Annotated in this window: 17 protein-coding genes; 7 read left to right on the top strand and 10 right to left on the bottom strand. The window is 70.8% G+C overall.

The annotated features are described in order from the left end of the window. Positions 1–38 precede the first annotated feature (38 nt). Positions 39–1,007 carry a beta-ketoacyl-ACP synthase III gene (locus Csp2054_RS10750; RefSeq protein WP_096899319.1) on the bottom strand — a complete coding sequence of 323 codons (969 nt, stop codon included), beginning with the start codon at positions 1,005–1,007 and terminating at the stop codon, positions 39–41. A gap of 302 nt (positions 1,008–1,309) precedes the next feature. On the opposite strand from Csp2054_RS10750, the gene Csp2054_RS10745 reads away from it, so the two are divergent. Beyond that, positions 1,310–2,281, top strand: a complete 972-nt coding sequence (locus tag Csp2054_RS10745; RefSeq protein ID WP_096899318.1) for an aldo/keto reductase — start codon at positions 1,310–1,312, stop codon at positions 2,279–2,281. 110 nt (positions 2,282–2,391) lie between these two features. On the opposite strand, the gene Csp2054_RS10740 is transcribed toward Csp2054_RS10745, so the two are convergent. From Csp2054_RS10740 to zapE, 5 genes are all read right to left on the bottom strand, one after another. Then, positions 2,392–3,048: a tyrosine-protein phosphatase gene (locus Csp2054_RS10740; RefSeq protein WP_096899317.1), complete on the bottom strand. Its 657-nt coding sequence runs from the start codon at positions 3,046–3,048 to the stop codon at positions 2,392–2,394. Positions 3,049–3,349: 301 nt separating this feature from the next. Then, the gene (locus Csp2054_RS10735; RefSeq protein WP_096899316.1) at positions 3,350–3,703 is read right to left on the bottom strand and encodes a hypothetical protein; all 354 of its coding nucleotides are present in this window, start codon (positions 3,701–3,703) and stop codon (positions 3,350–3,352) included. Position 3,704: 1 nt separating this feature from the next. After that, positions 3,705–4,613, bottom strand: a complete 909-nt coding sequence (locus Csp2054_RS10730) for a DUF6177 family protein (protein ID WP_096899315.1) — start codon at positions 4,611–4,613, stop codon at positions 3,705–3,707. A gap of 285 nt (positions 4,614–4,898) precedes the next feature. Further along, a complete protein-coding gene (locus Csp2054_RS10725; RefSeq protein ID WP_096899314.1) occupies positions 4,899–6,173 on the bottom strand; it encodes an ammonium transporter in 1,275 nt (424 codons plus the stop codon). Between the two features lie 316 nt (positions 6,174–6,489). Continuing rightward, on the bottom strand, positions 6,490–7,524 hold the full coding sequence (gene zapE, locus Csp2054_RS10720; RefSeq protein WP_255252703.1) for a cell division protein ZapE: 1,035 nt from the start codon (positions 7,522–7,524) through the stop codon (positions 6,490–6,492). A 135-nt stretch (positions 7,525–7,659) separates the two neighbouring features. Between zapE and Csp2054_RS10715 the strand changes: the two genes are divergently transcribed. Both Csp2054_RS10715 and Csp2054_RS10710 read left to right on the top strand, forming a co-directional pair. Then, positions 7,660–8,571, top strand: coding sequence for a sulfurtransferase (locus tag Csp2054_RS10715; RefSeq protein ID WP_096899313.1), 912 nt, complete (start codon positions 7,660–7,662; stop codon positions 8,569–8,571). Then, positions 8,568–9,035 (top strand): SufE family protein, encoded by a 468-nt coding sequence (locus Csp2054_RS10710; protein ID WP_096899312.1) that lies wholly within the window; start codon positions 8,568–8,570, stop codon positions 9,033–9,035. The genes Csp2054_RS10715 and Csp2054_RS10710 overlap by 4 nt, the downstream gene beginning before the upstream one ends. Before the next feature lie 72 nt (positions 9,036–9,107). On the opposite strand, the gene Csp2054_RS10705 is transcribed toward Csp2054_RS10710, so the two are convergent. Beyond that, on the bottom strand, positions 9,108–10,331 hold the full coding sequence (locus Csp2054_RS10705; protein ID WP_141399227.1) for an alpha/beta hydrolase family protein: 1,224 nt from the start codon (positions 10,329–10,331) through the stop codon (positions 9,108–9,110). Between the two features lie 23 nt (positions 10,332–10,354). On the opposite strand from Csp2054_RS10705, the gene Csp2054_RS10700 reads away from it, so the two are divergent. The 4 genes from Csp2054_RS10700 to Csp2054_RS10685 all read left to right on the top strand — a co-directional run bounded on the left by Csp2054_RS10700 (position 10,355) and on the right by Csp2054_RS10685 (position 15,673). Beyond that, positions 10,355–10,939 carry a DUF3000 domain-containing protein gene (locus Csp2054_RS10700; protein WP_096899310.1) on the top strand — a complete coding sequence of 195 codons (585 nt, stop codon included), beginning with the start codon at positions 10,355–10,357 and terminating at the stop codon, positions 10,937–10,939. Continuing rightward, entirely contained in the window at positions 10,932–12,185 is a 1,254-nt protein-coding gene (locus tag Csp2054_RS10695) for an HRDC domain-containing protein (RefSeq protein ID WP_096899309.1), read from the top strand. The genes Csp2054_RS10700 and Csp2054_RS10695 overlap by 8 nt, the downstream gene beginning before the upstream one ends. A 105-nt stretch (positions 12,186–12,290) precedes the next feature. Then, on the top strand, positions 12,291–13,532 hold the full coding sequence (locus Csp2054_RS10690) for a thiolase family protein (RefSeq protein ID WP_096899308.1): 1,242 nt from the start codon (positions 12,291–12,293) through the stop codon (positions 13,530–13,532). Positions 13,533–13,534: 2 nt separating this feature from the next. Then, on the top strand, positions 13,535–15,673 hold the full coding sequence (locus Csp2054_RS10685; RefSeq protein WP_096899307.1) for a 3-hydroxyacyl-CoA dehydrogenase NAD-binding domain-containing protein: 2,139 nt from the start codon (positions 13,535–13,537) through the stop codon (positions 15,671–15,673). A gap of 90 nt (positions 15,674–15,763) precedes the next feature. Here the strand turns inward: Csp2054_RS10685 and dxs are convergent, their stop codons facing one another. The 3 genes from dxs to Csp2054_RS10670 form a co-directional block, all read right to left on the bottom strand. Then, positions 15,764–17,704 (bottom strand): 1-deoxy-D-xylulose-5-phosphate synthase, encoded by a 1,941-nt coding sequence (gene dxs / locus Csp2054_RS10680; protein ID WP_096899306.1) that lies wholly within the window; start codon positions 17,702–17,704, stop codon positions 15,764–15,766. A 132-nt stretch (positions 17,705–17,836) separates the two neighbouring features. After that, a complete protein-coding gene (locus Csp2054_RS10675; RefSeq protein WP_096899305.1) occupies positions 17,837–20,668 on the bottom strand; it encodes an aconitate hydratase in 2,832 nt (943 codons plus the stop codon). A gap of 129 nt (positions 20,669–20,797) precedes the next feature. Then, positions 20,798–21,609: DUF3159 domain-containing protein (locus Csp2054_RS10670; RefSeq protein WP_255252701.1), on the bottom strand; the 812-nt coding region annotated here is incomplete at its 5' end.

Raw genomic sequence — 21,609 nt, 5'->3', positions numbered from 1 at the left:
GCGACCGCCCCGCAGCGCGAGCAGTGCGGCGCGCGTCGTCAGGCGCGGCGCGTCGGCGTCATCACCACCTGCCCGGCATGGGCGAACCCGCCGCCGAAGCCGAACAGGAGAGCCGGGACCCCCTCCGGCAGGTCGCCCTTCGCCCACGCCTTCGACAGCCCGAGCGGCACACTCGCCGCCGAGGTGTTGCCCGACTCGACGACGTCCCGTACCACGTACCGAGGCGAGCCACCGAGCGCCTCGACCAGTGGCTCGATGATCCGCAGGTTCGCCTGGTGGAAGGCGAAGACCGCGATGTCGTCGATGCCGAACCCCGCCGCTGCGACGACGGCTCGGGCATGGTCGGCGGCCTCGGTGATCGCCCACCGGTAGATCGAGCGGCCCTCCTGGTTGAAGTACGCCGGCTCGCCGGAGACCCGCACGGCGTTCTGCAGGTGCGGCACGCTCCCCCACGACACGGGACCGATCTGCGCGTCGTCCGACACACCGACCACGGCGGCTCCGGCACCGTCGCCCACGAGCACGCAGGTCGACCGGTCGGTCCAGTCGACGATGCCCGACAGCTTCTCGGCACCGATCACGAGCGCCGTGTCCGCGGAGCCGACCCGGACCGCCTGGTCGGCCAGCCCCAACGCGTACTCGAACCCGCTGCACGCCGTGTTGATGTCGATCGGAGCCGCCCGGCCGGTCATGCCGAGGGCCGAGGCGACCCGTCCGGCTGTGTGGGGAGCCCGGTCCTCGTGGGTCGTCGACGCGACGATCACGAGTCCGACGTCAGCTGCCTCGACCCCCGCGTCGGCGAGGGCGGCGCGACCGGCCTCCACCGCCATCGACGTGACGGTGTCGTCGGGGCCCGCGATGTGTCGCGTGCGGATGCCCGTCCGGGTGGTGATCCACTCGTCGTTCGTCTCGACCATGGTCGAGAGTTCGTCGTTGGTCAGGGTGCGCGACGGCTGGTGGTGGCCGAACCCGAGGATGCGGCTGCCGCGGAGTGCTGGGATGTCCACCCTCGGCACGGTACTCCTCACCGCGCGGCACCCATTCCCGGGCGAGCATGCGCCGCGCCCGACTGCGCGCCCCGACCGACCACGCGCTGCGTCCGACCGCGCGCCCCGACCGACCACGCGCCGCGTCCGACCGCGCGCCCCGACCGACCACGCGCCCCGGCCGACCGCCCCGACCGACCACGCGCCCCGACGCGCACGGACCGCCGGCGACCCCGACCACCACACGCCCGACCCCTCGGGAGCCTCGGGACCGGTACCGCCAGTGCCTCCCTGTCCCACCCGCACACGCGTAGACCATCACCATGGACTACACACATCTCGGACGGACAGGGCTGTCGGTGTCACGAGCGGTGCTCGGGACGATGAACTTCGGACCGGAGACCAGCGAGGACGACTCGCACGCCATCATGGACCGGGCGCACGAGCTCGGCGTGAACTTCTTCGACACGGCGAACGGCTACGGCGGCTCGGTCGGCAAGGGCGCGACGGAGGAGATCATCGGCCGCTGGTTCGCGAAGGGCGGCGGTCGACGCGAGAAGACCGTCCTCGCCACCAAGGTCTACGGCGACATGATCGACTGGCCGAACGGCGGCAAGCTCAGCGCGTACAACATCCGCCAGGCACTGGACGCGAGCCTGCAGCGCCTGCAGACCGACCACATCGACCTCTACCAGTTCCACCACGTCGACCGCGCGACCCCGTGGGACGAGATCTGGCAGGCCCTCGAGGTCGCCGTCGCCCAGGGCAAGGTGCTCTACGCCGGCTCGTCCAACTTCGCCGGCTGGCACATCGCGCAGGCACAGGAGGCCGCGAAGCACCGCAACTTCCTCGGCCTCGTCAGCGAGCAGTCGATCTACAACCTCGTCGTCCGCGACGTCGAGCGCGACGTCCTCCCGGCTGCCGAGCACTACGGCCTCGGCGTCATCCCGTGGTCGCCGCTGCAGGGCGGTCTGCTCGGCGGCGTCATCGAGAAGACCGAGAACGGTTCCCGCCGACTCTCGGGCCGGAGCGCCGAGTACGTCGAGGGTCACCGCGACCAGCTCACAGCCTACGAGTCCTTCGCCAAGGAACTCGGCCACACCCCCGGGGAGCTCGCCCTCGCCTGGCTCCTGCACCAGCCGGCCGTCACCGCACCGATCACCGGTCCCCGCACCATGGCGCAGTGGGAGTCCGCGGTCCGCGCCGTCGACATCCGCCTCGACCAGCAGGCGCTCGACCGGCTCGACGAGATCTTCCCGGGGCACAAGACCTCGCCGGAGGACTACGCCTGGTGACGACGACAGCGCGTCGCTGACGCGACCACCTGCCGGGAGGCGCGGTGCGGGTCCGACCCGCACCGCGCCTCCTGTCCGTGGTCACGTCGAGGACGCGACGAGCGTCGCGATCAGAGCGCCGCGATCTCCGCGTCCTGCAGGCCGATGGCCCGCAGGTAGTCGTCCACGCTCCCCCAGCGGCGCTCGACGTACTCGATGACCGTCGTCATGATCTCGGGCACGCACCGTTGCGCGGTCGCGGTGGCCTCGGGGTCGCTGCTCGCGGCGCGTTCCCGCGCGAAGCGGTCGACGAGACCGGCTGCGCTCGCGGCGTAGTCCGCGCCGACGGTGTCGATGCCGTCGCCCCAGTGTCGTGCGAGCAGCGCACTGATGATCCCCGTGCGGTCCTTCCCGGCCGAGCAGCACACGAGCACGTCACCGTCCGTCGCCGCAACGGCGCGGACGGCGGCGGCGATCCCGCTGCGGTGCCGGTCGAGCCAGTCGACGTACTGGTCCTCGAGTGCGACCGCCTCGGCCGCCGACTCCGTGCCGGACGACGGATCGAACATCGGCACCGCTCGGTAACCGGCTGTCGCCGCGAGCGGGTGCGGGACGGCGGCGGTCTCATCGGCCCGGCGGAGGTCGATCACCGCCGCGAGGCCGGCCGGGTAGGCCTCTGGCCCGACCGGCTCGGTGTTCGCGCGGTACACGGTGCGAGGGCGGCCGGCCTGGAGGGCGGGACCTCCGACTGGGCGGAGGTTGGTCAGGATGCCCGACGTCGTTGTCATGAGTCCACTTTGTCAGTCACAGTAGGGCGTCCGTCGACCACGCCGAAATCGTCAAGCTTCAATGGGTGAGTCGGGTGTGCTCTGTTTGGCGCCTCGTGATCCGGGATCCGTCCATCGGGTAGCGACTTGATTCCCGTTGCCCATTCCTGGTCGAGCATCCCCGTACGACCCGCGCGGCGCTGCCTCGCGACCCAAAATCCGACGTGACCGTGCTTGAATGTCACCGAGCTCCCCGCTCGCCATGAAGGCGTTGATCGGAATCTGTACCGCATTTTCCGCGATTCCGGCCCAGTGAGCATCTTCAGTCGAAGACCTTCGGGACCGCACCCTCAGCCAGCTCTCCCACGCGCTCTCCGACCTCGCGCAACAATGCTCGCCCCGATCCGGGGTCCGACCCGATACGGTAATTCGCGTTCATCCGACCAAGGAATGACTCCACCTCGTTGTCATCGGCACGATCGGTGTCCAGCGAGACGAATTCATTCCGCATCTCGGCCAAATCGCTCGCATCGAATCCGTCGACGTAGAAGTCGACGTAGTCGGCGACCGTATCGTAGTCCTCCCACCAGTATTGGTAGAGGTTCTCGATGAGTCCCCCGAGAAGAGGAATCACAGAAGAATAGTTTTCGTAGCCGGTGTAGGTCAGCCCTGTCATGTCAACCTCCGAGCCGGGTCGGGTAAGCGGTCCGAATCACAAATCCACCTGGGCTGTTCTTGTCCCACAACAGTTGCATCCACAGCTGCTTCTCGTCCGTAAAAATACCATCACTGAACCGCCGGCCGATCGCTTGGTCGAACGTCGCGGTGATTGTGAATGTTCTCGGTTTGGGCTTCGGCTCCATGTGCAACCAGTTCGAGATCACGACGCGACCACCGGCCGGAGCCGGACCCGTCTCAATGGGCCGTGCCGCGCCTCCCGGCATGGGGAGAGCCAGCCGCGTCTCCTCCGTGACCCCGGTGGCGGACCGTTCGACCCGGATCTGCATGGCGGCGACGCCGCCCTCGACGGGGGCGGTCGCGACCAGTCGTGTCAGACGCGGCGCCCGTCGGCGGGCGAGGTCGGTGACCGCGCTCACGCTCCAGCCCACGGTCGCCGGCTCGACCGTGCCCCACCCTGCCGGTGCGGTGGTGGCGAGGCCGTCGAGCAGCAGCTCGGCGGTGCGGCCGATGCCCGCCTGCTCGGTGGCCGGGTGGTGGACCGAGGCGACGACCTCGGTCCACGGCACCTCGTCGGGTCCGAGCCGCGTCGACCGCGGAGTCGCCTGCTCGGAGAGCATCGCACTCGCGACGTCGTCGGCGATCGTCGTCGAGCCGGCCGCGCGGTAGCGGTCTCCCTCGCGGACGATCCACGCGCTCCCGGTGCGGCGGAGCATGGCGAGCATCGCGGTGGTGATCCGGCTCGTCGAGGGTGTGAGGAGCACGAACGCGCGGTCGGCGGCGCGGGTGTCCAGGACGAGGCCCGTGCGGGCGGCGGAGAGCTCGACCACGGCGGCGTCGGTCTCGCTCACGAGGAAGCCCGGGCCGACGGCATCGACGAGCGGGTGCGTGAGGGTGACGTCGTCCACGCCCGAACCCTACCGGCGAGCCTCAGGCCACTGCGGTCCGTGCCACAACCCTCCGCCGCTTCCGAATGACGCCGCCGATGTCGTTCGACGACGACCCCGTCGCTCGTTGCACACGCGCACAGTTGCATGCGGACACAAGTGACACTGCCGCTGTCGGACGACGACACCGCCGTCCCGAGTCCGCACCACGCCCACCCGCACCCGTACCCGCACCCGCCGCACACGACGACGGGCCCCGCGCCTGCTGTGTGCGCGGGGCCCGTCGTGTCGAGCGGTGGTGCCGTGTCAGCGGACGGTGACCGGGGTCCGGTCGGCCTCCTCGTAGAGGACGTAGCCCTCTTCGCCGTGCACGGCGGTGTCGATGCCGGCGACCTCGTCCTCGGTCTTCACGCGGAAGCCGATGGTCTTCTCGATGATGTAGCCGATCACGAAGGCCATGATGAACGAGTAGATGCCGACGGCCGCGGCGGCCGTGGCCTGCTTGCCCAGCTGCTCGAACGAGCCCGAGAAGATCAGGCCGGTGCCGTTGGCGAAGATGCCGAGGTAGAGCGTGCCGAAGATGCCGCCGACCAGGTGGACGCCCACGACGTCGAGCGAGTCGTCGAAGCCGAGACGGTACTTCCAGTCGATCGCGAAGCAGCAGATCACGCCGGCGAGGAAGCCGAGCAGCAGGCCCCAGCCCGGGGTGAGCGCGGCACAGGCCGGGGTGATCGCGACGAGACCGGCGACGGCACCCGAGGCGGCGCCGACCGAGGTGGCCTTGCCGTCCTTGAGCTTCTCGATCAGGAGCCAGCCGAGCACGGCGGCGGCGGGGGCGGACAGCGTGTTGACCCAGGCGAGCGAGGCGACGCCGTCGGCAGCGCCCTCGGACCCGGCGTTGAATCCGAACCAGCCGAACCAGAGGATCGCGGCACCGAGGAGCACGAACGGCGGGTTGTGCGGCTTGTGCGCGCCCTTGGCGAACCCGACGCGCTTGCCGAGCACCAGGGCGAGTGCGAGGCCCGCTGCACCGGCGTTGATGTGGACCGCGGTGCCACCGGCGAAGTCGATCACGCCCCAGGTGGCGAACATGCCCGAGGTGAGGTTGAACACCCACGAGGCGACCGGGAAGTAGACGACGGTGACCCAGACGCCGGCGAAGATCATCCACGCGCCGAACTTCGCGCGGTCGGCGATGGCGCCGGAGATGAGGGCGACGGTGATGATCGCGAACGTGGCCTGGAAGCCGACGAACGCCATCGACGGGTACGCGGCGTTGATCTTGGACGCCTGCGACTCCTCGAACGCCTGACCGAGACCGAACTGGTTCCAGTCGATGCTGAAGAAGCCGACGATGCCGGAGACGTTCGTGCCTGCGCCGTGGTTGGCGAAGGCGATCGCGTAGCCGTACAGCACCCAGAGGACGCCGACGAGCGCGATCGCGCCGAACGACATCATCATCATGCTGATGACGGACTTGGCCTTGACGAGACCGCCGTAGAAGAAGGCGAGGCCCGGTGTCATGAACAACACCAGCGCCGCCATGATCAACACGAATGCCGTGTTGCCCTGATCAAGCATCTGTTCACCTCTCGATTGCAGTGCGGCTCTCGGACCGCCTCGGGTGCTGTCGAGTTTGGCGAGGTGCTGTTTCACCGATGGGCACGAACTGTTTCACGGATGTAACGCGATGCGGCGCTGTGTGAACACTGTGTTTCGGGGTCCGCCAGGTCCGCTGGATGCTGCCCACGACTCCCCTGCGACCGTCTGGACGGTCGCATCGCGAGCGTGGTGACCACGAGACCGTCGGGCGGAACCAGGTTCCGGACACAGCACCGCGGAAGAACACGGTGTGGTGTCCGGAACCTGGTTCCGGCAGTGGGTGGGGGACGCGGCGTCAGTCGGCGCGGGTGAGCGCGACCACGCGCGAGGCCGCGCGCAGGTACTTCTTGCGGTACCCGCCGTCGAGCATCGCCTGCGGGTACACGGCGTCGAGCGGCGTGCCCGAGGCGACGATCCGCACCTGGGCGTCGTACAGCCGGTCCACGAGCGCCACCCAGCGCAGGGCGTCGGTCTGGTCGCGGAACGGCTGCGCGTCGGTGAGCCCGACCGCGTCGAGCCCCTCGACCAGGGCGACGTACTTCGACGGGTGCACGGTCCCGAGGTGCGAGACGACCGCGTCGAAGGCGTCGAGCGTCACGGCACCGTCGGGGAGCGCCGCGGCGACGTCGGACACCACCACGGCGTGTTCGTCGACGGCACGGCGACGGTAGTCGAGCCCGTCGATGCGGAGCGTGTCGAACCGGTCCGCCATCGCCTGGATCTCGCGGAGGAAGTCCTGTGCCGCGAACCGCCCCTCACCGAGGGCTCCCGGCGGGGTGTTCGACGTCGCCGCGAACCGCGTACCGGTGTCGGCGAGCTCCTTGATCAGGCGCGTCATCATCATCGTGTCGCCCGGGTCGTCCAGCTCGAACTCGTCGATGCACACCAGGGCGGTGCCGCGGAGCAGGTCGACCGTTCCCTGGAACCCGAGCGCCCCGACGAGGGCGGTGTACTCGATGAAGGTGCCGAACGTCTTCCGCCCCGACGCCGCGTGGTACGCCGCGGCGAGCAGGTGGGTCTTGCCGACGCCGAAGCCGCCGTCGAGGTACACGCCCGACCGGCCGGACGCGTCCGTCGTCGCCGCCCGACGACGACCGAACAGGCCGCGGCGTGGGGCCTCGGCACCGGCGCCGCGGACGAACGCGGCGACCGTGTCCCGCACCGACGCCTGCGACGGGTACTCCGGGTCCGGCCGGTAGGACTCGAAGGACGCGTCGGCGAACTGCGGCGGGGGCACGAGCGCCGCCGCCATCTGCTGCGGGGTCACCTGCGGGTCGCGGTCGACGAGGTGCGCGTGCGCCGCCTGCGTCTGTCCAGCCTGTTCAGCCAAGGGAGCCCCTCCCGGGAAGCATGTCGTGCGGTGCAACGTTGCGGCTGGAGCACGGCGCGCACGCGTACCGTTGCCCACAGGCACCGAGGACCGATCCTAGCCCGGCGCCCGCTCACCACCTGGAGGTACCCCGCCATGACCGCACCGGTCGACCCGTCCGAGAAGTTCGCCGCCTACGCCCACCCGGAGCGGCTCGTCTCCACCGAGTGGCTGCAGGAGCAGCTCGACGCCGGGGTCGGCGCGCCGGACCTCGTCGTGGTCGAGTCCGACGAGGACGTCCTCCTCTACGAGACCGGGCACATCCCGGGCTCGGTGAAGATCGACTGGCACACCGACCTCAACGACCCGGTGCAGCGCGACTACATCGACGGCGAGGCGTTCGCCCGGCTCGTCGGCGGCAAGGGGATCGCCCGCGACACGACGGTCGTGATCCACGGTGACAAGAACAACTGGTGGGCCGCGTACGCCCTCTGGGTCTTCACGCTCTTCGGCCACGAGGACGTCCGCCTGCTCGACGGCGGCCGGGCGAAGTGGATCGCCGAGGACCGCGCCTTCACCACCGACCGCACCGACGTGACGCCGGTCGAGTACCCGGTCGTCGAGCGCCGCGACGAGCCGGTCCGCGCCTTCAAGGACGACGTGCTCGCGCACCTCGGGAAGCCGCTCATCGACGTCCGGAGCGCGCCGGAGTACTCCGGCGAGCGGACCACCGCGCCGGACTACCCGGAGGAGGGGGCCCTCCGCGCGGGCCACATCCCGAGCGCCGTGAACATCCCGTGGGCCACCGCCGCCGCTCCGGACGGCACGTTCAAGACCCGCGAGGAGCTCGACGCGATCTACCGCGACGGCGCGGGCATCGGCGACGCCGACGAGGTGATCGCGTACTGCCGCATCGGCGAGCGGTCGAGCCACACGTGGTTCGTGCTGCAGCACCTCCTCGGCCACGAGCACGTCCGGAACTACGACGGCTCCTGGACCGAGTGGGGCAGCGCCGTCCGCGTCCCGATCGCACAGGGTTCGGAGCCGGGCGAGGTGCCCGCCCGATGACCGAGGGCCCGACGACCGACGGAACGCTGCCGACCACCCTCGCCGAGATCCGCGACGACTTCCTCGAGCTGTCCCAGCAGGACCGGCTCCAGCTGCTGCTCGAGTTCTCCGACGCGCTGCCGGCGCTGCCCGAGCGGCTGCGGGGCCACGAGGACGAGCTCGAGCGCGTCGAGGAGTGCCAGTCCCCCGTGTTCATCACGGTGACGGTCGGTGAGGACGGCGACGCCCCCGACGTCGTCCGCATGCACGCGACCGCCCCGCGCGAGGCGCCGACGACCCGCGGCTTCGCGTCGATCCTCGCCCAGGGCCTGTCCGGCCTGACGGTCGACGAGGTCCTCGCCGTGCCCGCCGACTACCCGCTCACGATCGGGCTCTCCGAGGCGGTGAGCCCGCTGCGCATCCGCGGCATGGTCGGGATGCTCGGCCGGGTGCAGCGGCAGGTCCGCGCCCTGGCCTCCGCCTGATCCTGCGCACCCGACGGACGGGAGGCCCGTGGCGGACCCGCCACGGGCTTCCCGTCCGTTGACGGGTCGCGTCTACGACGCGCGGGCCGCACCCTGGTGCTGCACCACCTCGGTGAGCCACGCGAGGATTCGGGCGTCGAACCAGTCGGCGTCGTGGTTCCAGAGCTTCGTGTGCCGCGCGGTGTGCTGTACCTCGAGCCGGACGATGTCCGGGCGGACCGCGGCCAGCTCGTGCGAGGCCGACGACGGCACGAACCCGTCGTCGTCGCTGTGCAGCAGCAGGATCGGCACGTGGAGTTCGTCCGCGCGGGCGACCATGTCGAGCTCGCGGAGGTCGACCGGTTCCCGCAGCCCGGCGACCCGGTGCAGCACCGGTGCGCGGAGGAGCCACTGCGCGACCTTCCGGACCGCCCGCGGCAACCGGAGCAGCTGGCTCTGCGACTTGAGCACGGCGTGCCAGTCGACGACCGGCGACTCGAGGACGATCCCGTCGACGAGGTGCGCCGCGCTCGACCGCAGCAGCGTCTGCAGCACGACCGCGCCGCCCATCGACCAGCCCATCAGCACCACGCTCGTGGCACCCTGTCCACCGACCCAGCGCAGGGCCGCGTCGACGTCCTCCCACTCGGTGCTGCCGAGACCGTACCGCCCGTCGACGCTCCGCGGCGCGACGCCGTCGTTCCGCCAGCTCGCCAGCAGGACCGAGTAGCCCGCCGCGCGGAACACCGGCACGGCGCGGATGGTCTCGGCGCGGGTGACGCCTCGGCCGTGCACGAGCACCGCCCACGGGGCGTCCGGGTCGTCGGCGCGGACCACCCAGGCGGGCGCCGGGCCGTTCGGCGTCGGGACGTCGACGTCCTCCACCGGGACGTCGAGCTCCCCCGGGGTCAGGTAGAACCAGCCGCCCCAGCGTCCGCGTCGGGCGTTCCGCGGGTCGCCCGCGTCGATCGCGATGATGCGCCGGGTCACGGTGGTGTCGGTCGTGCCGAGGACCTCGCCGACGCGCATGTGGCCCGTCCCGCCGCCGAACCACAGGCTGTACCGGCCCTGCAGCTCGGTGTCCGCGGTGCGTTCGACCGTCACCGTCCGCGACACCGGGTCGACCGCGTGGATCGGCACCCGCTCCGTGCGCTTGCGGTCGGGGGTGACGACGGCGCGGGCGACCGCGGCGACGAACCCGCCGAGCACGGCGGCCCCCACCGAGGCGACCGCGAGCCCCGCCCCGAGCGCCACGAACCCGGCCGACCTGGCCGATCGCTGGACGTCGTCCTCGGCGGGTCGCGCTGATCGGGACATGGTCCGGAGCCTAGTCTGCATCCGTGTCCGAAACCCGAGAGCCCGACGCCTTCGCACGGCTCCGCGCGTTCGTGGCGTCAGACCGGACCCGCACCGAGACGACCGTGACGGAGATCCCCTCGCCGTCGCGGATCGCGCCGCACTCGCTCGCCCTCGCGGCGGACGTCTCCGGCGCCGTGCACGGGGTGGACTCGGACCTCGGCACGGGCCGCTTCATCGCCCTGTACGACCCCGCAGAGCCCGAGGGCTGGGACGGCGCGTTCCGCATCGTCACCTTCGCCCAGGCACCGCTGGAACCCGAGATCGGCGTCGACGAGTTCGTCGCCGACGTGACGTGGAGCTGGCTCGTCGACGCGCTCGCCGCGCACGGGGCGACGTACGACCACGCCTCCGGCACGGCGACCAAGATCATCTCCCGAGGGTACGGTGACCTCGCGGCGCAGGGCGACGGCGCGCAGCTCGAGCTGCGCGCCTCGTGGACGCCGCGCGACGAGGACCTCACGGCGCACGTCCGCGCGTGGGAGGAGATCGTCGCCATGCTCGCCGGACTGCCGCCGACCTCGGACGGCGTGACCCTGTTGGCCCCGAGGAGGACCGCACGTGACTGACCCCGCTCCGTCGACCGGCGCTGCCGCGTCGCCGTTCGAAGAGGGCCACGCCACGGTCCACGTCATCGAGTCGCGCGCGGAGTACGAGTCGGCGGTCGCCGCGATCGCCGCGGGACACGGCCCGGTCGCCGTCGACGCCGAGCGCGCGAGCGGCTACCGGTACTCGCAGCGCGCCTACCTCATCCAGGTGTTCCGCCGGGGCGCCGGCTCGTTCCTGTTCGACCCGATCGCGATCGGGTCGTTCGCGGAGCTGCAGGACGCCATCGTCGACGAGGAGTGGCTCTTCCACGCCGCCTCCCAGGACCTCCCGTGCCTGGCGGAGGTCGGCCTCGTCCCGACGCGCATCTTCGACACCGAGCTCGGTGCTCGGCTCGCCGGCTTCCCCCGGGTCGGTCTCGGCGCCGTCGTCGAGCAGCTGCTCGGCATCACGCTCGCGAAGGCGCACTCCGCCGCGGACTGGTCGACCCGGCCGTTGCCGCAGTCGTGGCTCGTGTACGCCGCCCTCGACGTGGAGCTCCTCCCCGACCTGCGCGACGCCCTCGCCGCGGTCCTCGAGGAGGCCGGCAAGACCCGGATCGCCGAGGAGGAGTTCGCCGCCGTCCTGACGCGCGCACCGAAGCCGCCGCGCGCCGAGCCCTGGCGTCGACTGTCCGGCATGCACGCGCTCCGCGGCGCCCGGGCACTCGCCATCGCCCGCGCCCTCTGGACCGCCCGCGACGAGTACGCCCGCGCCGCCGACATCGCTCCCGGACGCACGATCCCCGACGCCGCCATCGTCGCCGCTGCCGCCGCGAACCCCGCGTCGAAGGGCGAGCTGGCCGGGCTCAAGGCCTTCACGGGCCGGGCGAGCCGCAGCGAGATCGACCGCTGGTGGGCGGCGGTCGAGGCCGGGCGCACCACCGACGACCTGCCGAAGCTCCGTGGTGGCGGCGAGCCGACGCTCCCGCCGCCGCGGGCCTGGGCCGATCGCAACCCCGACGCCGACCGGCGGTACAAGGCCGCACGTGCCGCCGTCGTCGCACGGGCCGAGGCGCTCGACCTCCCCGTCGAGAACCTGCTCACGCCGGACACGCTCCGCACGGTCGCGTGGGAACCGCCCACCCCGATCGCGACCGAGACGATCGGCTCTGCACTCGCCGCACACGAGGCCCGGCCGTGGCAGGTCGAGGAGACCGCCTCGATCATCGCGCACGCCTTTGTCGAGGCTGCACAGGCGCCTGCTGCCGAGAGCAACACCGACTCGTAGGAACACCCCAACCGGCATGCGTCCGCCCAGGCTGCGGGCATAGCGTCGGAACCGTCGCCGGGCTCGGCCCGGCCGGTCGGGGCGGAACGTGCCCCGACTCGATCGATGAGGATCTGGAGGCCCAGATTGCCCAAGGCAGCAGACGTCGTCTTCGTTGACGGCGTACGGACACCGTTCGGACGCGCCGGCGAGAAGGGGGTGTTCTGGAAGACCCGCGCCGACGACCTCGCGGTGCACGCCATGCGCGGCCTGCTCGACCGGAACGCCTCGCTCGACGGTGCCGCGGTGGACGACGTCGCCGTCGCCGCGACCACCCAGCAGGGCGACCAGGGGCTCACGCTCGGCCGAACGGTCGGGATGCTCGCCGGGCTCCCGAAGTCGGTCCCGGGCTACGCGATCGACCGCATGTGCGCCGGCGCCATGACGAGCGTCACCACGCTGGCGGGCGCGATCGCGTTCGGTGCCGCCGACGTCGCCATCGCCGGTGGCGTCGAGCACATGGGACGCCACCCGATGGGCTTCGGAGCGGACGTCAACCCGCGCTTCGTCGCCGAGCGGATGGTCGCGACCGACGCCCTCGTGATGGGCTCCACCGCCGAGCGCCTGCACGACCGCTTCCCGGCGATCACGAAGGACCGCACCGACGCGTACGCCGTGCAGTCCCAGCAGCGGTACGCCGCGGCGTGGGCGGCCGGCAAGCTGCAGCCGGACGTGGTCCCCGTCGAGGTCAACACCGGCGAGGGCTGGGACCTCGTCACGAAGGACGAGCCACCGCGGCCCGGCACCACCCTGGAGGCACTGGCCGGCTTGAAGACGCCGTTCCGCCCCCACGGCCGGATCACCGCCGGCAACGCGGCCGGCCTGAACGACGGGGCCACGATGAGCCTCCTCGCCTCCGCGGACGCCGCGAAGGAGCACGGGCTCCCGCAGAAGATGCGGATGGTGTCGTTCGCGTTCGCCGGCGTGGACCCCGAGGTGATGGGCATCGGTCCCGTCCCCGCGACGGACAAGGCGCTGCGCAAGGCCGGACTCACCATCGACGACATCGGGCTCTTCGAGATCAACGAGGCGTTCGCCGTCCAGGTGCTCGCGTTCCTCGACAACTACGGGATCGCCCAGGACTCCGCGAACGTCAACGCCTGGGGTGGAGCGATCGCCGTCGGGCACCCGCTCGCATCGAGCGGCGTCCGGCTGATGAACCAGCTCGCCGCGCAGTTCGCCGAACGCCCGGACGTGCAGTACGGGATCACGACCATGTGCATCGGGCTCGGCCAGGGCGGCACCGTCATCTGGGAGAACCCGAACTACTCGAAGTCCGCCGCCCGCTCCGCACGGAAGGACGCCTGATCATGACCACCGTCGACAACGACCGGCTGCTCGCCCTCAGCGAGGACGAGGTCGTCACGCACTCCTACGTCAAGCACGTCCCGCTCCCCTCTGGCGGCACGCTCGCGCTCATCACGCTCGACAACGGCAAGGACTACAAGCGTCCGTCGACGCTCGGTCCGCGCACGCTCCACGAGCTGTCCGGCGTGCTCGACACGCTGCGGGCGGAGGCGTCGGCCGGCACCGTCCAGGCCGTCGCGATCACCGGCAAGGAGTACTGCTTCGCAGCCGGGGCCGACCTCTCCCAGGCCGCGTCCGTGCCGTCGCGGGACGTCGCCCACGACCTCGCCGCCCTCGGGCACGCCACGCTCCGCAAGCTGTCCGACCTCGGGGTGCCCTCGTTCGCGTTCATCAACGGGATCGCGCTCGGCGGCGGGCTCGAGATCGGTCTGCACTGCACCTACCGCGTGTTCTCGTCGGCCGCGCAGGGGATCGGCCTGCCGGAGGTGTTCCTCGGAATCATCCCGGGTTGGGGCGGCGCGACCCTCCTCCCCCGCCTCATCGGTCCGGAGAGGGCGCTGCGCGTCATCGTCGAGAACCCGCTGAAGAACAACCGGCTCATGGACGGGAAGGCCGCGGTCGAGATCGGCATCGGCGACGCACTCATCCCCTCGGTGACCTTCCTGCCCTCGGCGGTCGCGTGGGCCGACGGCGTCGTGTCCGGCCGGACCAAGGTCGTGCGGAAGAACGAGCCCGGCATGCTCGAGAAGGCCGCGTGGGGCACCGTCGTGAAGGTCGCCCGCGGCCAGGTGGCGTCGAAGATCGGCACCGTGCCGAAGTCGCCGTTCCGCGCGCTCGACCTCGTCGCCGGCGCGAAGTCCGGCTCGCTCGACGAGCGGTTCGCCGACGAGGACGACGCGCTCGCGGACCTGCTCTCCGGTGACCAGTTCGCCGCGTCGATGTACGCGTTCGACCTCGTGCAGAAGCGCGCGAAGAAGCCGGTCGGGGCTCCCGAGGGCGTCGAGGCGAAGAAGATCACGAAGGTCGGCGTGCTCGGTGCCGGGCTGATGGCGTCGCAGTTCGCGCTGCTCTTCGCCCGACGCCTCGGTGTCCCGGTCGTCATCACCGACGTCGACCAGGCCCGCGTGGACGCCGGTGTCTCGCGCATCCACGGCGAGGTCGACAAGCTGCTCGAGCGCGGTCGAGTCTCCCCCGACGACGCGAACCGCATCAAGGCCCTCGTGAGCGGCTCGGTGTCGTACGACGCCTTCGCCGACGCGGACTGGGTGATCGAGGCCGTCTTCGAGGAGATGAGCGTCAAGCAGGAGGTGTTCCGGAAGATCGAACAGGTGATCGCACCGGACGCGATCCTGGCCACGAACACGTCCTCGCTGTCGGTGACCGAGATGGGATCGGTGCTCGCCGACCCGTCGCGTCTGGTCGGGTTCCACTTCTTCAACCCGGTCGCGGTGATGCCGCTGCTCGAGGTGGTCCGGACGACGTCGACCTCGGACGAGACGGTCGCCACCGCACTCGCCGTTGCGAAGACCCTGAAGAAGACAGCGATCATCACGGCCGACCAGCCCGGGTTCGTCGTCAACCGGGTGCTCGCCCGCGTCCTCGGCGAGGCCATGCGCGGTGTCGAGCAGGGCACGCCGTTCGAGGTCGTCGCCGACGGAGCCGCTCCCCTGGGGCTCCCGATGTCGCCGTTCGAACTGCTCGAGCTCGTCGGGCTGCCGGTCGGCGCGCACGTCCTCGACTCGCACCACGCCGCCTGGCCCGACCGGTTCTACCCCGGTGACGGGCTGAAGCGGATCGCCGAGTACGGGAAGATCCTGACCCGCGACAAGAAGGGCAACGCGACCGGGTACGACCCCGCGGCCGTGAAGCTCGTCGCGCCGTCGAAGAAGGACGCCGCGCCGGTCGACGCCGCGACCATGCAGCAGCGGTTCGAGGACGCCCTGGCCGACGAGGTGCACCGCATGCTCGAGGACGGTGTCGTGCAGCACGTCGAGGAGATCGACCTCGGTCTGATCCTCGGCGCCGGCTACCCGTTCCAGGCCGGTGGCATCAGCCCGTACCTCGATCGTTCCGGTGCGTCCGAGCGCGTCTTCGGCGGCACGTTCCACGACCCCGCCATCGTGGGGCCCGCCTCCCGCTGACCCGATCGAACGCCGGAACCTGGTTCCGGACACAGCACCGCGACGTTTCGCGGTGCTGTGTCCGTTCGACGGTGTTTCGCAGCCGGCACGTCAACGATCGGCGGAACTCGTCTGCCGCGACCGCGCCGGCTTCGCCTGCGGCACCTTCGTCCCGACCACCTGGTCGATCACGTCGCGTGCGATCGCCTGGGCGGTGAGCCCGACGTCCTGCAGGATCTCCGACCGCGACGCGTGGTCGATGAACTCGTCCGGCAGGCCGAGCTCGTTCACCCCGGTGTCGACCCCCGCGGCCCGGAGGTCCTGCCGCAACCGCGTCCCGACACCGCCGACGCGCACGCCGTCCTCGACCGTGATGACGAGACGGTGGTCGCGCGAGAGGTCGATGAGCGACGCCGGGATGGGCACCACCCACCGCGGGTCGATGACCGTCGCGCCGATGCCCTGCGCCTCGAGCAGCGCGGCCGCCTCGAGCGCGACCGGCACCATCGACCCGACGGCGACGAACAGCACGTCCGGCTCCTGGTCGTCGGACGGTTCGCGGAGCACGTCCACCCCGTCGTCGAGACGGCGGATCGCGGGGATGTCCGGCCCGACCTGCCCCTTCGACCACCGGAGCACGGTGGGCGCGTCGTCGACGGCGACGGCCTCGCGGAACTCCTCGCGGAGGGTCGCGGCGTCACGCGGAGCGGCGATCCGGATGCCCGGCACCACCTGCAGGAGCGCGAGGTCCCACATGCCGTGGTGCGAGGGTCCGTCCGGCCCGGTGATCCCGGCCCGGTCGAGCGCGAACGTCACCCCGGCCTTGTGCAGCGCGACGTCCATGAGCACCTGGTCGAACGCCCGGTTGAGGAAGGTCGCGTAGAGCGCCACGACGGGGTGCAGCCCGCCGTACGCCAGCCCGGCAGCGGTCGTGACAGCGTGCTGCTCGGCGATCCCGACGTCGATCACCCGGTCGGGGTGCTGCTCCTGGAAGAGGTGCAGCCCCGTGGGACGCAACATCGCTGCGGTGATCGCCACGATCCGCTCGTCCTCCGCCCCGACCGACGCCAGCGTCGAGGCGAACACCGACGTCCACGAGGGCCCCGACGAGACGTCGAGCGACTCCCCCGTCTCCGGGTCGATGTGCCCGACGGCGTGGAACTGGTCGGCCTGGTCACGGAGCGCCGGCTCGAACCCGTGGCCCTTCTCGGTGATGGCGTGCACGATGGTCGGCGCGCCGTACGCCTTCGCCTGACGGAGCGCCGCCTCCATCGCCCGCTGGTCGTGCCCGTTGACCGGACCGATGTACTTGATGTCGAGGTTGGAGTACAGCGCCTCGTTGTTCGTGAACCGGGACAGGAACCCGTGCAGCCCGCCGCGCATCCCTCGGTAGAACGCCCGTCCGGGTGCGCCGAACCGGGAGGCGACCGCCTGCGACTTCTCGAACAGCGCGCGGTACTCGCGACGGGTGCGGACCGAGCTGAGGAACCGCGCCATGCCGCCGATCGTCGGGGCGTACGACCGCCCGTTGTCGTTCACGACGATGACCAGGCGCCGGTCGTTGCTGTCCGAGATGTTGTTGAGCGCCTCCCAGGTCATCCCGCCGGTCAGCGCACCGTCGCCCACGACCGCGACGACGGTCCGGTCGGTCTGTCCCGTCCGCTGGAAGGCGCGGGAGATGCCGTCCGCCCACGACAGCGACGACGACGCGTGCGACGACTCGACGATGTCGTGCTCCGATTCGCTGCGCTGCGGGTAGCCCGCGATGCCGCCACGCTCCCGCAGCCTCGAGAAGTCGTGCCGGCCCGTGACGAGCTTGTGCACGTACGACTGGTGCCCGGTGTCGAAGACGAACGGGTCGTGCGGCGAGTCGAACACGCGGTGCATCGCCAGGGTCAGCTCCACGACACCGAGGTTCGGCCCCAGGTGCCCACCCGTCTTGGCGACCTCGGCCACCAGGAAGCGGCGGATCTCCGCCGCGAGATCGGTCATCTGCGTGTCGGACAGACGCTTGAGGTCGCGCGGCGACGTGATGCTCGGAAGCAGGTCCACGGGGCGCTCCTTTCGTGGGGCAGGTCCCCACACTATCCACGCAACCGGATGACGGACTGGAGGCCCGTGGCGGTGTCGCCAGGGCCCTCCAGTCCGTCATGTGGTCGCGTCAGCGACCCGTGCTCGCGTTGCTCAGACGAGCGACCGGAGCACGTACTGCAGGATGCCGCCGTTGCGGTAGTAGTCCGCCTCGCCGGGGGTGTCGATGCGGACGACCGCGTCGAACTCGACCGTCTGCTTGCCGGCGGGCGAGTGCTCGCTCGGCTCGGCCGTGACGTGCACGGTCTTCGGGGTGCGACCCTCGTTGAGCTCGGTCAGTCCCGAGATCGAGACGACCTCGGTGCCGTCGAGCCCCAGCGACTCCGCCGACTCGCCCGCCGGGAACTGCAGCGGGACGACGCCCATGCCGATGAGGTTCGAGCGGTGGATGCGCTCGAAGCTCTCGGTGATGACCGCCTTGACGCCGAGCAGGTTCGTGCCCTTCGCCGCCCAGTCGCGCGACGAGCCGGAGCCGTACTCCTTGCCGCCGAAGATGACGAGCGGGATGCCCTGCTCCTGGTAGTGCTGCGAGGCGTCGTAGATGAACGACTGCTCACCGTCCGGCGTCGTGAAGTCGCGGGTGTAGCCGCCCTCCACGCCGTCCAGGAGCTGGTTGCGCAGCCGGATGTTCGCGAACGTACCGCGGATCATCACCTCGTGGTTGCCGCGACGCGAGCCGTAGGAGTTGAAGTCCTTGCGGTCGACGCCGTGCTCGGCGAGGTACTTGCCCGCCGGGCTGTCGGCCTTGATCGAGCCGGCCGGCGAGATGTGGTCCGTGGTGACCGAGTCGCCGAGCTTCGCGAGCACGCGGGCGCCGGAGATGTCCGACACCGCGTCGGGCTGCATGGTCATGCCCTCGAAGTACGGGGGCTTCCGCACGTAGGTGGACTCGCTGTCCCACTCGAAGGTGTCGCCCGTCGGGGTCGGCAGGTTCTTCCAGCGGTCGTCGCCCTCGAACACGGAGCCGTACTCGTGGGTGAACATCTCGGTCGAGATCGAGTCGTCGATCACCTGCTGCACCTCGGCCGCATCGGGCCAGATGTCCTGCAGGAAGACGTCGTTGCCGTCCTGGTCCTTGCCGAGGGCGTCCTTGTCGAAGTCGAAGTGCATCGACCCGGCGAGCGCGTACGCGATGACGAGCGGCGGCGACGCCAGGTAGTTCATCTTCACGTCGGGGTTGATGCGCCCCTCGAAGTTGCGGTTGCCCGACAGCACCGCGGTAACGGCGAGGTCGTTGTCCTGGACGGCCTGCGAGATCTCCTCGGGCAGCGGGCCCGAGTTGCCGATGCAGGTCGTGCAGCCGTAGCCGACCGTGTAGAACCCGAGGTCCTCGAGGTAGCTGGTGAGTCCGGCCTTCTCGTAGTAGTCGGTGACGACCTTCGAGCCCGGTGCGAGCGTGGTCTTCACCCACGGCTTCGCCTTGAGGCCCTTCTTCGCGGCGTTCCGGGCGAGGATGCCGGCAGCCATCATCACCGAGGGGTTCGACGTGTTCGTGCACGAGGTGATCGCGGCGATCGCGACGGCACCGTGGTCGATCGTGAACGCGTCGCCGTCGCCGACGGTGACGCTCGTCGGCTTCGTGATCGTCGACGGCGCGCTCGAGACGTGCGTCTCGGACGGCTGCGCGTACTCGTCGTCCTGCACGGCGTGCTCGTCGCCGGGCGCGGCGGCCACCGGGTCGGACGCCGGGAAGGTGTCGGCGACGGCCTTGTCCTGCTGCGAGTGGTCCGCCGTGGCGTAGTTCTCGAGGTCGACCTCGAACTGGTCCTTCGCCTTCGACAGCTCGATGCGGTCCTGCGGGCGCTTCGGGCCGGAGATCGACGGGACGACCGTGGAGAGGTCGAGCTCCATGTACTCCGAGTACGCCGGCTCGACCGACGGGTCGTGCCAGAGGCCCTGGGCCTTCGAGTACGCCTCGACCAGGGCGATCTGCTCCTCGGAGCGGCCCGTCAGCCGGAGGTAGTCGAGCGTGACGGCGTCGACCGGGAAGATGGCGGCGGTCGAGCCGAACTCCGGGCTCATGTTGCCGATGGTCGCGCGGTTCGCGAGCGGGACCTCGGAGACGCCCTCGCCGTAGAACTCGACGAACTTGCCGACCACGCCGTGCTTGCGGAGCTCCTGCGTGATCGTGAGGACCACGTCGGTCGCGGTCACCCCGGCGGGGATGGACCCGGAGAGCTTGAAGCCGACGACCTTCGGGATGAGCATCGACACCGGCTGACCGAGCATGGCCGCCTCGGCCTCGATGCCGCCGACGCCCCAGCCCAGCACGCCGAGGCCGTTCACCATCGTGGTGTGCGAGTCCGTGCCGACGAGGGTGTCCGGGTACGCGTACAGCTCGCCGTCGAACTCGCGCGTGTACGTGACCTTCGCCAAGTACTCGATGTTCACCTGGTGGACGATGCCGGTGCCCGGCGGGACGACCTTGAAGTCCTCGAACGCGGTCTGGCCCCAGCGGAGGAACTGGTAGCGCTCCCCGTTGCGCTCGTACTCGAGGTCGGTGTTGCGCTGCAGCGCGTCCTCGCGGCCGAACAGGTCGGCGATGACGGAGTGGTCGATGACCATCTCGGCCGGCGACAGCGGGTTGATCTTGTTCGGGTCCCCACCGATCTCGGCCATCGCCTCGCGCATGGTGGCGAGGTCGACGATGCACGGGACACCGGTGAAGTCCTGCATGACGACGCGGGCCGGCGAGAACTGGATCTCGGTGTCCGGCTCCGCTTCCGGCTTCCACGAACCGAGGGCGCGGATCTGCTCCTCGGTGACGTTGGCACCGTCCTCGGTGCGGAGGAGGTTCTCGAGCAGCACCTTCAGGCTGTACGGGAGCTTCTCGTGCCCGGGCACCGTGTCGATCCGGTGGATCGCGTAGTCGACACCCCCAACCGACAACGTGTCCTTCGAGCCGAAGCTGTTGACTGCAGCCACTGTGCCGCCTCCCTGGTTGATCGGTGTGCCCCCATCCAAGCGGGCCGCACGGCGACCCACCAGCAAGGCAAACCTAATCCCGCGGCCGTTGGGTCGCCCACGGGAAAGTGTCTCGATGTCGAGACAACTCTACACCGCGGCGGTGTCCGCCCCGTCCTGGCCGTGCGCGTTCCGGAAGGCCGTCCGCACCAGCAGCCACGTGACCCAGAGCAGCGCCGCGTACAGCGGGACGCCCGTGATGAGCTTGATGCCGGCGAGCAGTTCGACCTGCGCGGTGAGGTACAGCGGGATCTCGATGAGCAGGCGCAGGGCGAACAGGCCGACCCAGAGCCAGGTCGCGACGGTCAGCACCCGACGCTTGGCGGGGTCGTGGCGCCAGTCGGTCCCGGTGCCGTCCTCGTCCTGCGGCACGAGCAGCCCGACGATCAGCCCGATCAACGGCCGGCGGATCGCGAGGGTGACGAGCAGCACGACCAGGCTCACGAGGTTGATGACGATGCCCGGGATGAAGTTGCTCTCGGCCCGGCCGGTCAGGAGCGCGAGGCCGGCCGACACCGCGACGCCGAGGATGCCGGCGAACGACATCGCGAGCGACTGACGCTGCACGAGACGCAGCACGACGAAGACCAGGCCGATCACCACGGGGATGACGACGCTCGGGACCAGCTCCTTCGTGACGGCGTAGACCACGAGGAACGCGAACCCCGGCAACACGGACTCCGCGAGGCCTCGGACCCCGCCCACCGCGGTGAGGAGCGCTCGGCCGGAGGGCGCCTCGCCGGGGGCGACCTGGGCGATGCCGGCGTTGCGGACGGCGTCACGGAGCTGGGCGTTCAGCGACAGCGGCTCCTCGTGCTCGGCCGCGGAGCGGTCGGCCTCGGCGGCGGAGCGGTCGGCCTCGGCCGCATCGCCGGCCGCACCCGCGCCGCGCGCCGCGCCCG

The organism is Curtobacterium sp. 'Ferrero' (assembly GCF_002412165.1).
Taxonomy (GTDB): Bacteria; Actinomycetota; Actinomycetes; order Actinomycetales; family Microbacteriaceae; genus Curtobacterium.
Note: the sequence above shows the minus strand (reverse complement) of the source record. Positions and strands in the feature narration are given on the sequence as shown.

What these genes read in the sequence shown, in the direction of transcription:
- Csp2054_RS10685 (WP_096899307.1), top strand. Translation starts at nt 13,535, where the DNA reads ATGACCACCGTCGACAACGACCGGCTGCTCGCCCTCAGCGAGGACGAG.
- Csp2054_RS10705 (WP_141399227.1), bottom strand. Translation starts at nt 10,331, where the DNA reads ATGTCCCGATCAGCGCGACCCGCCGAGGACGACGTCCAGCGATCGGCC.
- Csp2054_RS10745 (WP_096899318.1), top strand. Translation starts at nt 1,310, where the DNA reads ATGGACTACACACATCTCGGACGGACAGGGCTGTCGGTGTCACGAGCG.
- Csp2054_RS10690 (WP_096899308.1), top strand. Translation starts at nt 12,291, where the DNA reads ATGAGGATCTGGAGGCCCAGATTGCCCAAGGCAGCAGACGTCGTCTTC.
- Csp2054_RS10715 (WP_096899313.1), top strand. Translation starts at nt 7,660, where the DNA reads ATGACCGCACCGGTCGACCCGTCCGAGAAGTTCGCCGCCTACGCCCAC.
- Csp2054_RS10725 (WP_096899314.1), bottom strand. Translation starts at nt 6,173, where the DNA reads ATGCTTGATCAGGGCAACACGGCATTCGTGTTGATCATGGCGGCGCTG.
- Csp2054_RS10735 (WP_096899316.1), bottom strand. Translation starts at nt 3,703, where the DNA reads ATGACAGGGCTGACCTACACCGGCTACGAAAACTATTCTTCTGTGATT.
- Csp2054_RS10710 (WP_096899312.1), top strand. Translation starts at nt 8,568, where the DNA reads ATGACCGAGGGCCCGACGACCGACGGAACGCTGCCGACCACCCTCGCC.
- Csp2054_RS10740 (WP_096899317.1), bottom strand. Translation starts at nt 3,048, where the DNA reads ATGACAACGACGTCGGGCATCCTGACCAACCTCCGCCCAGTCGGAGGT.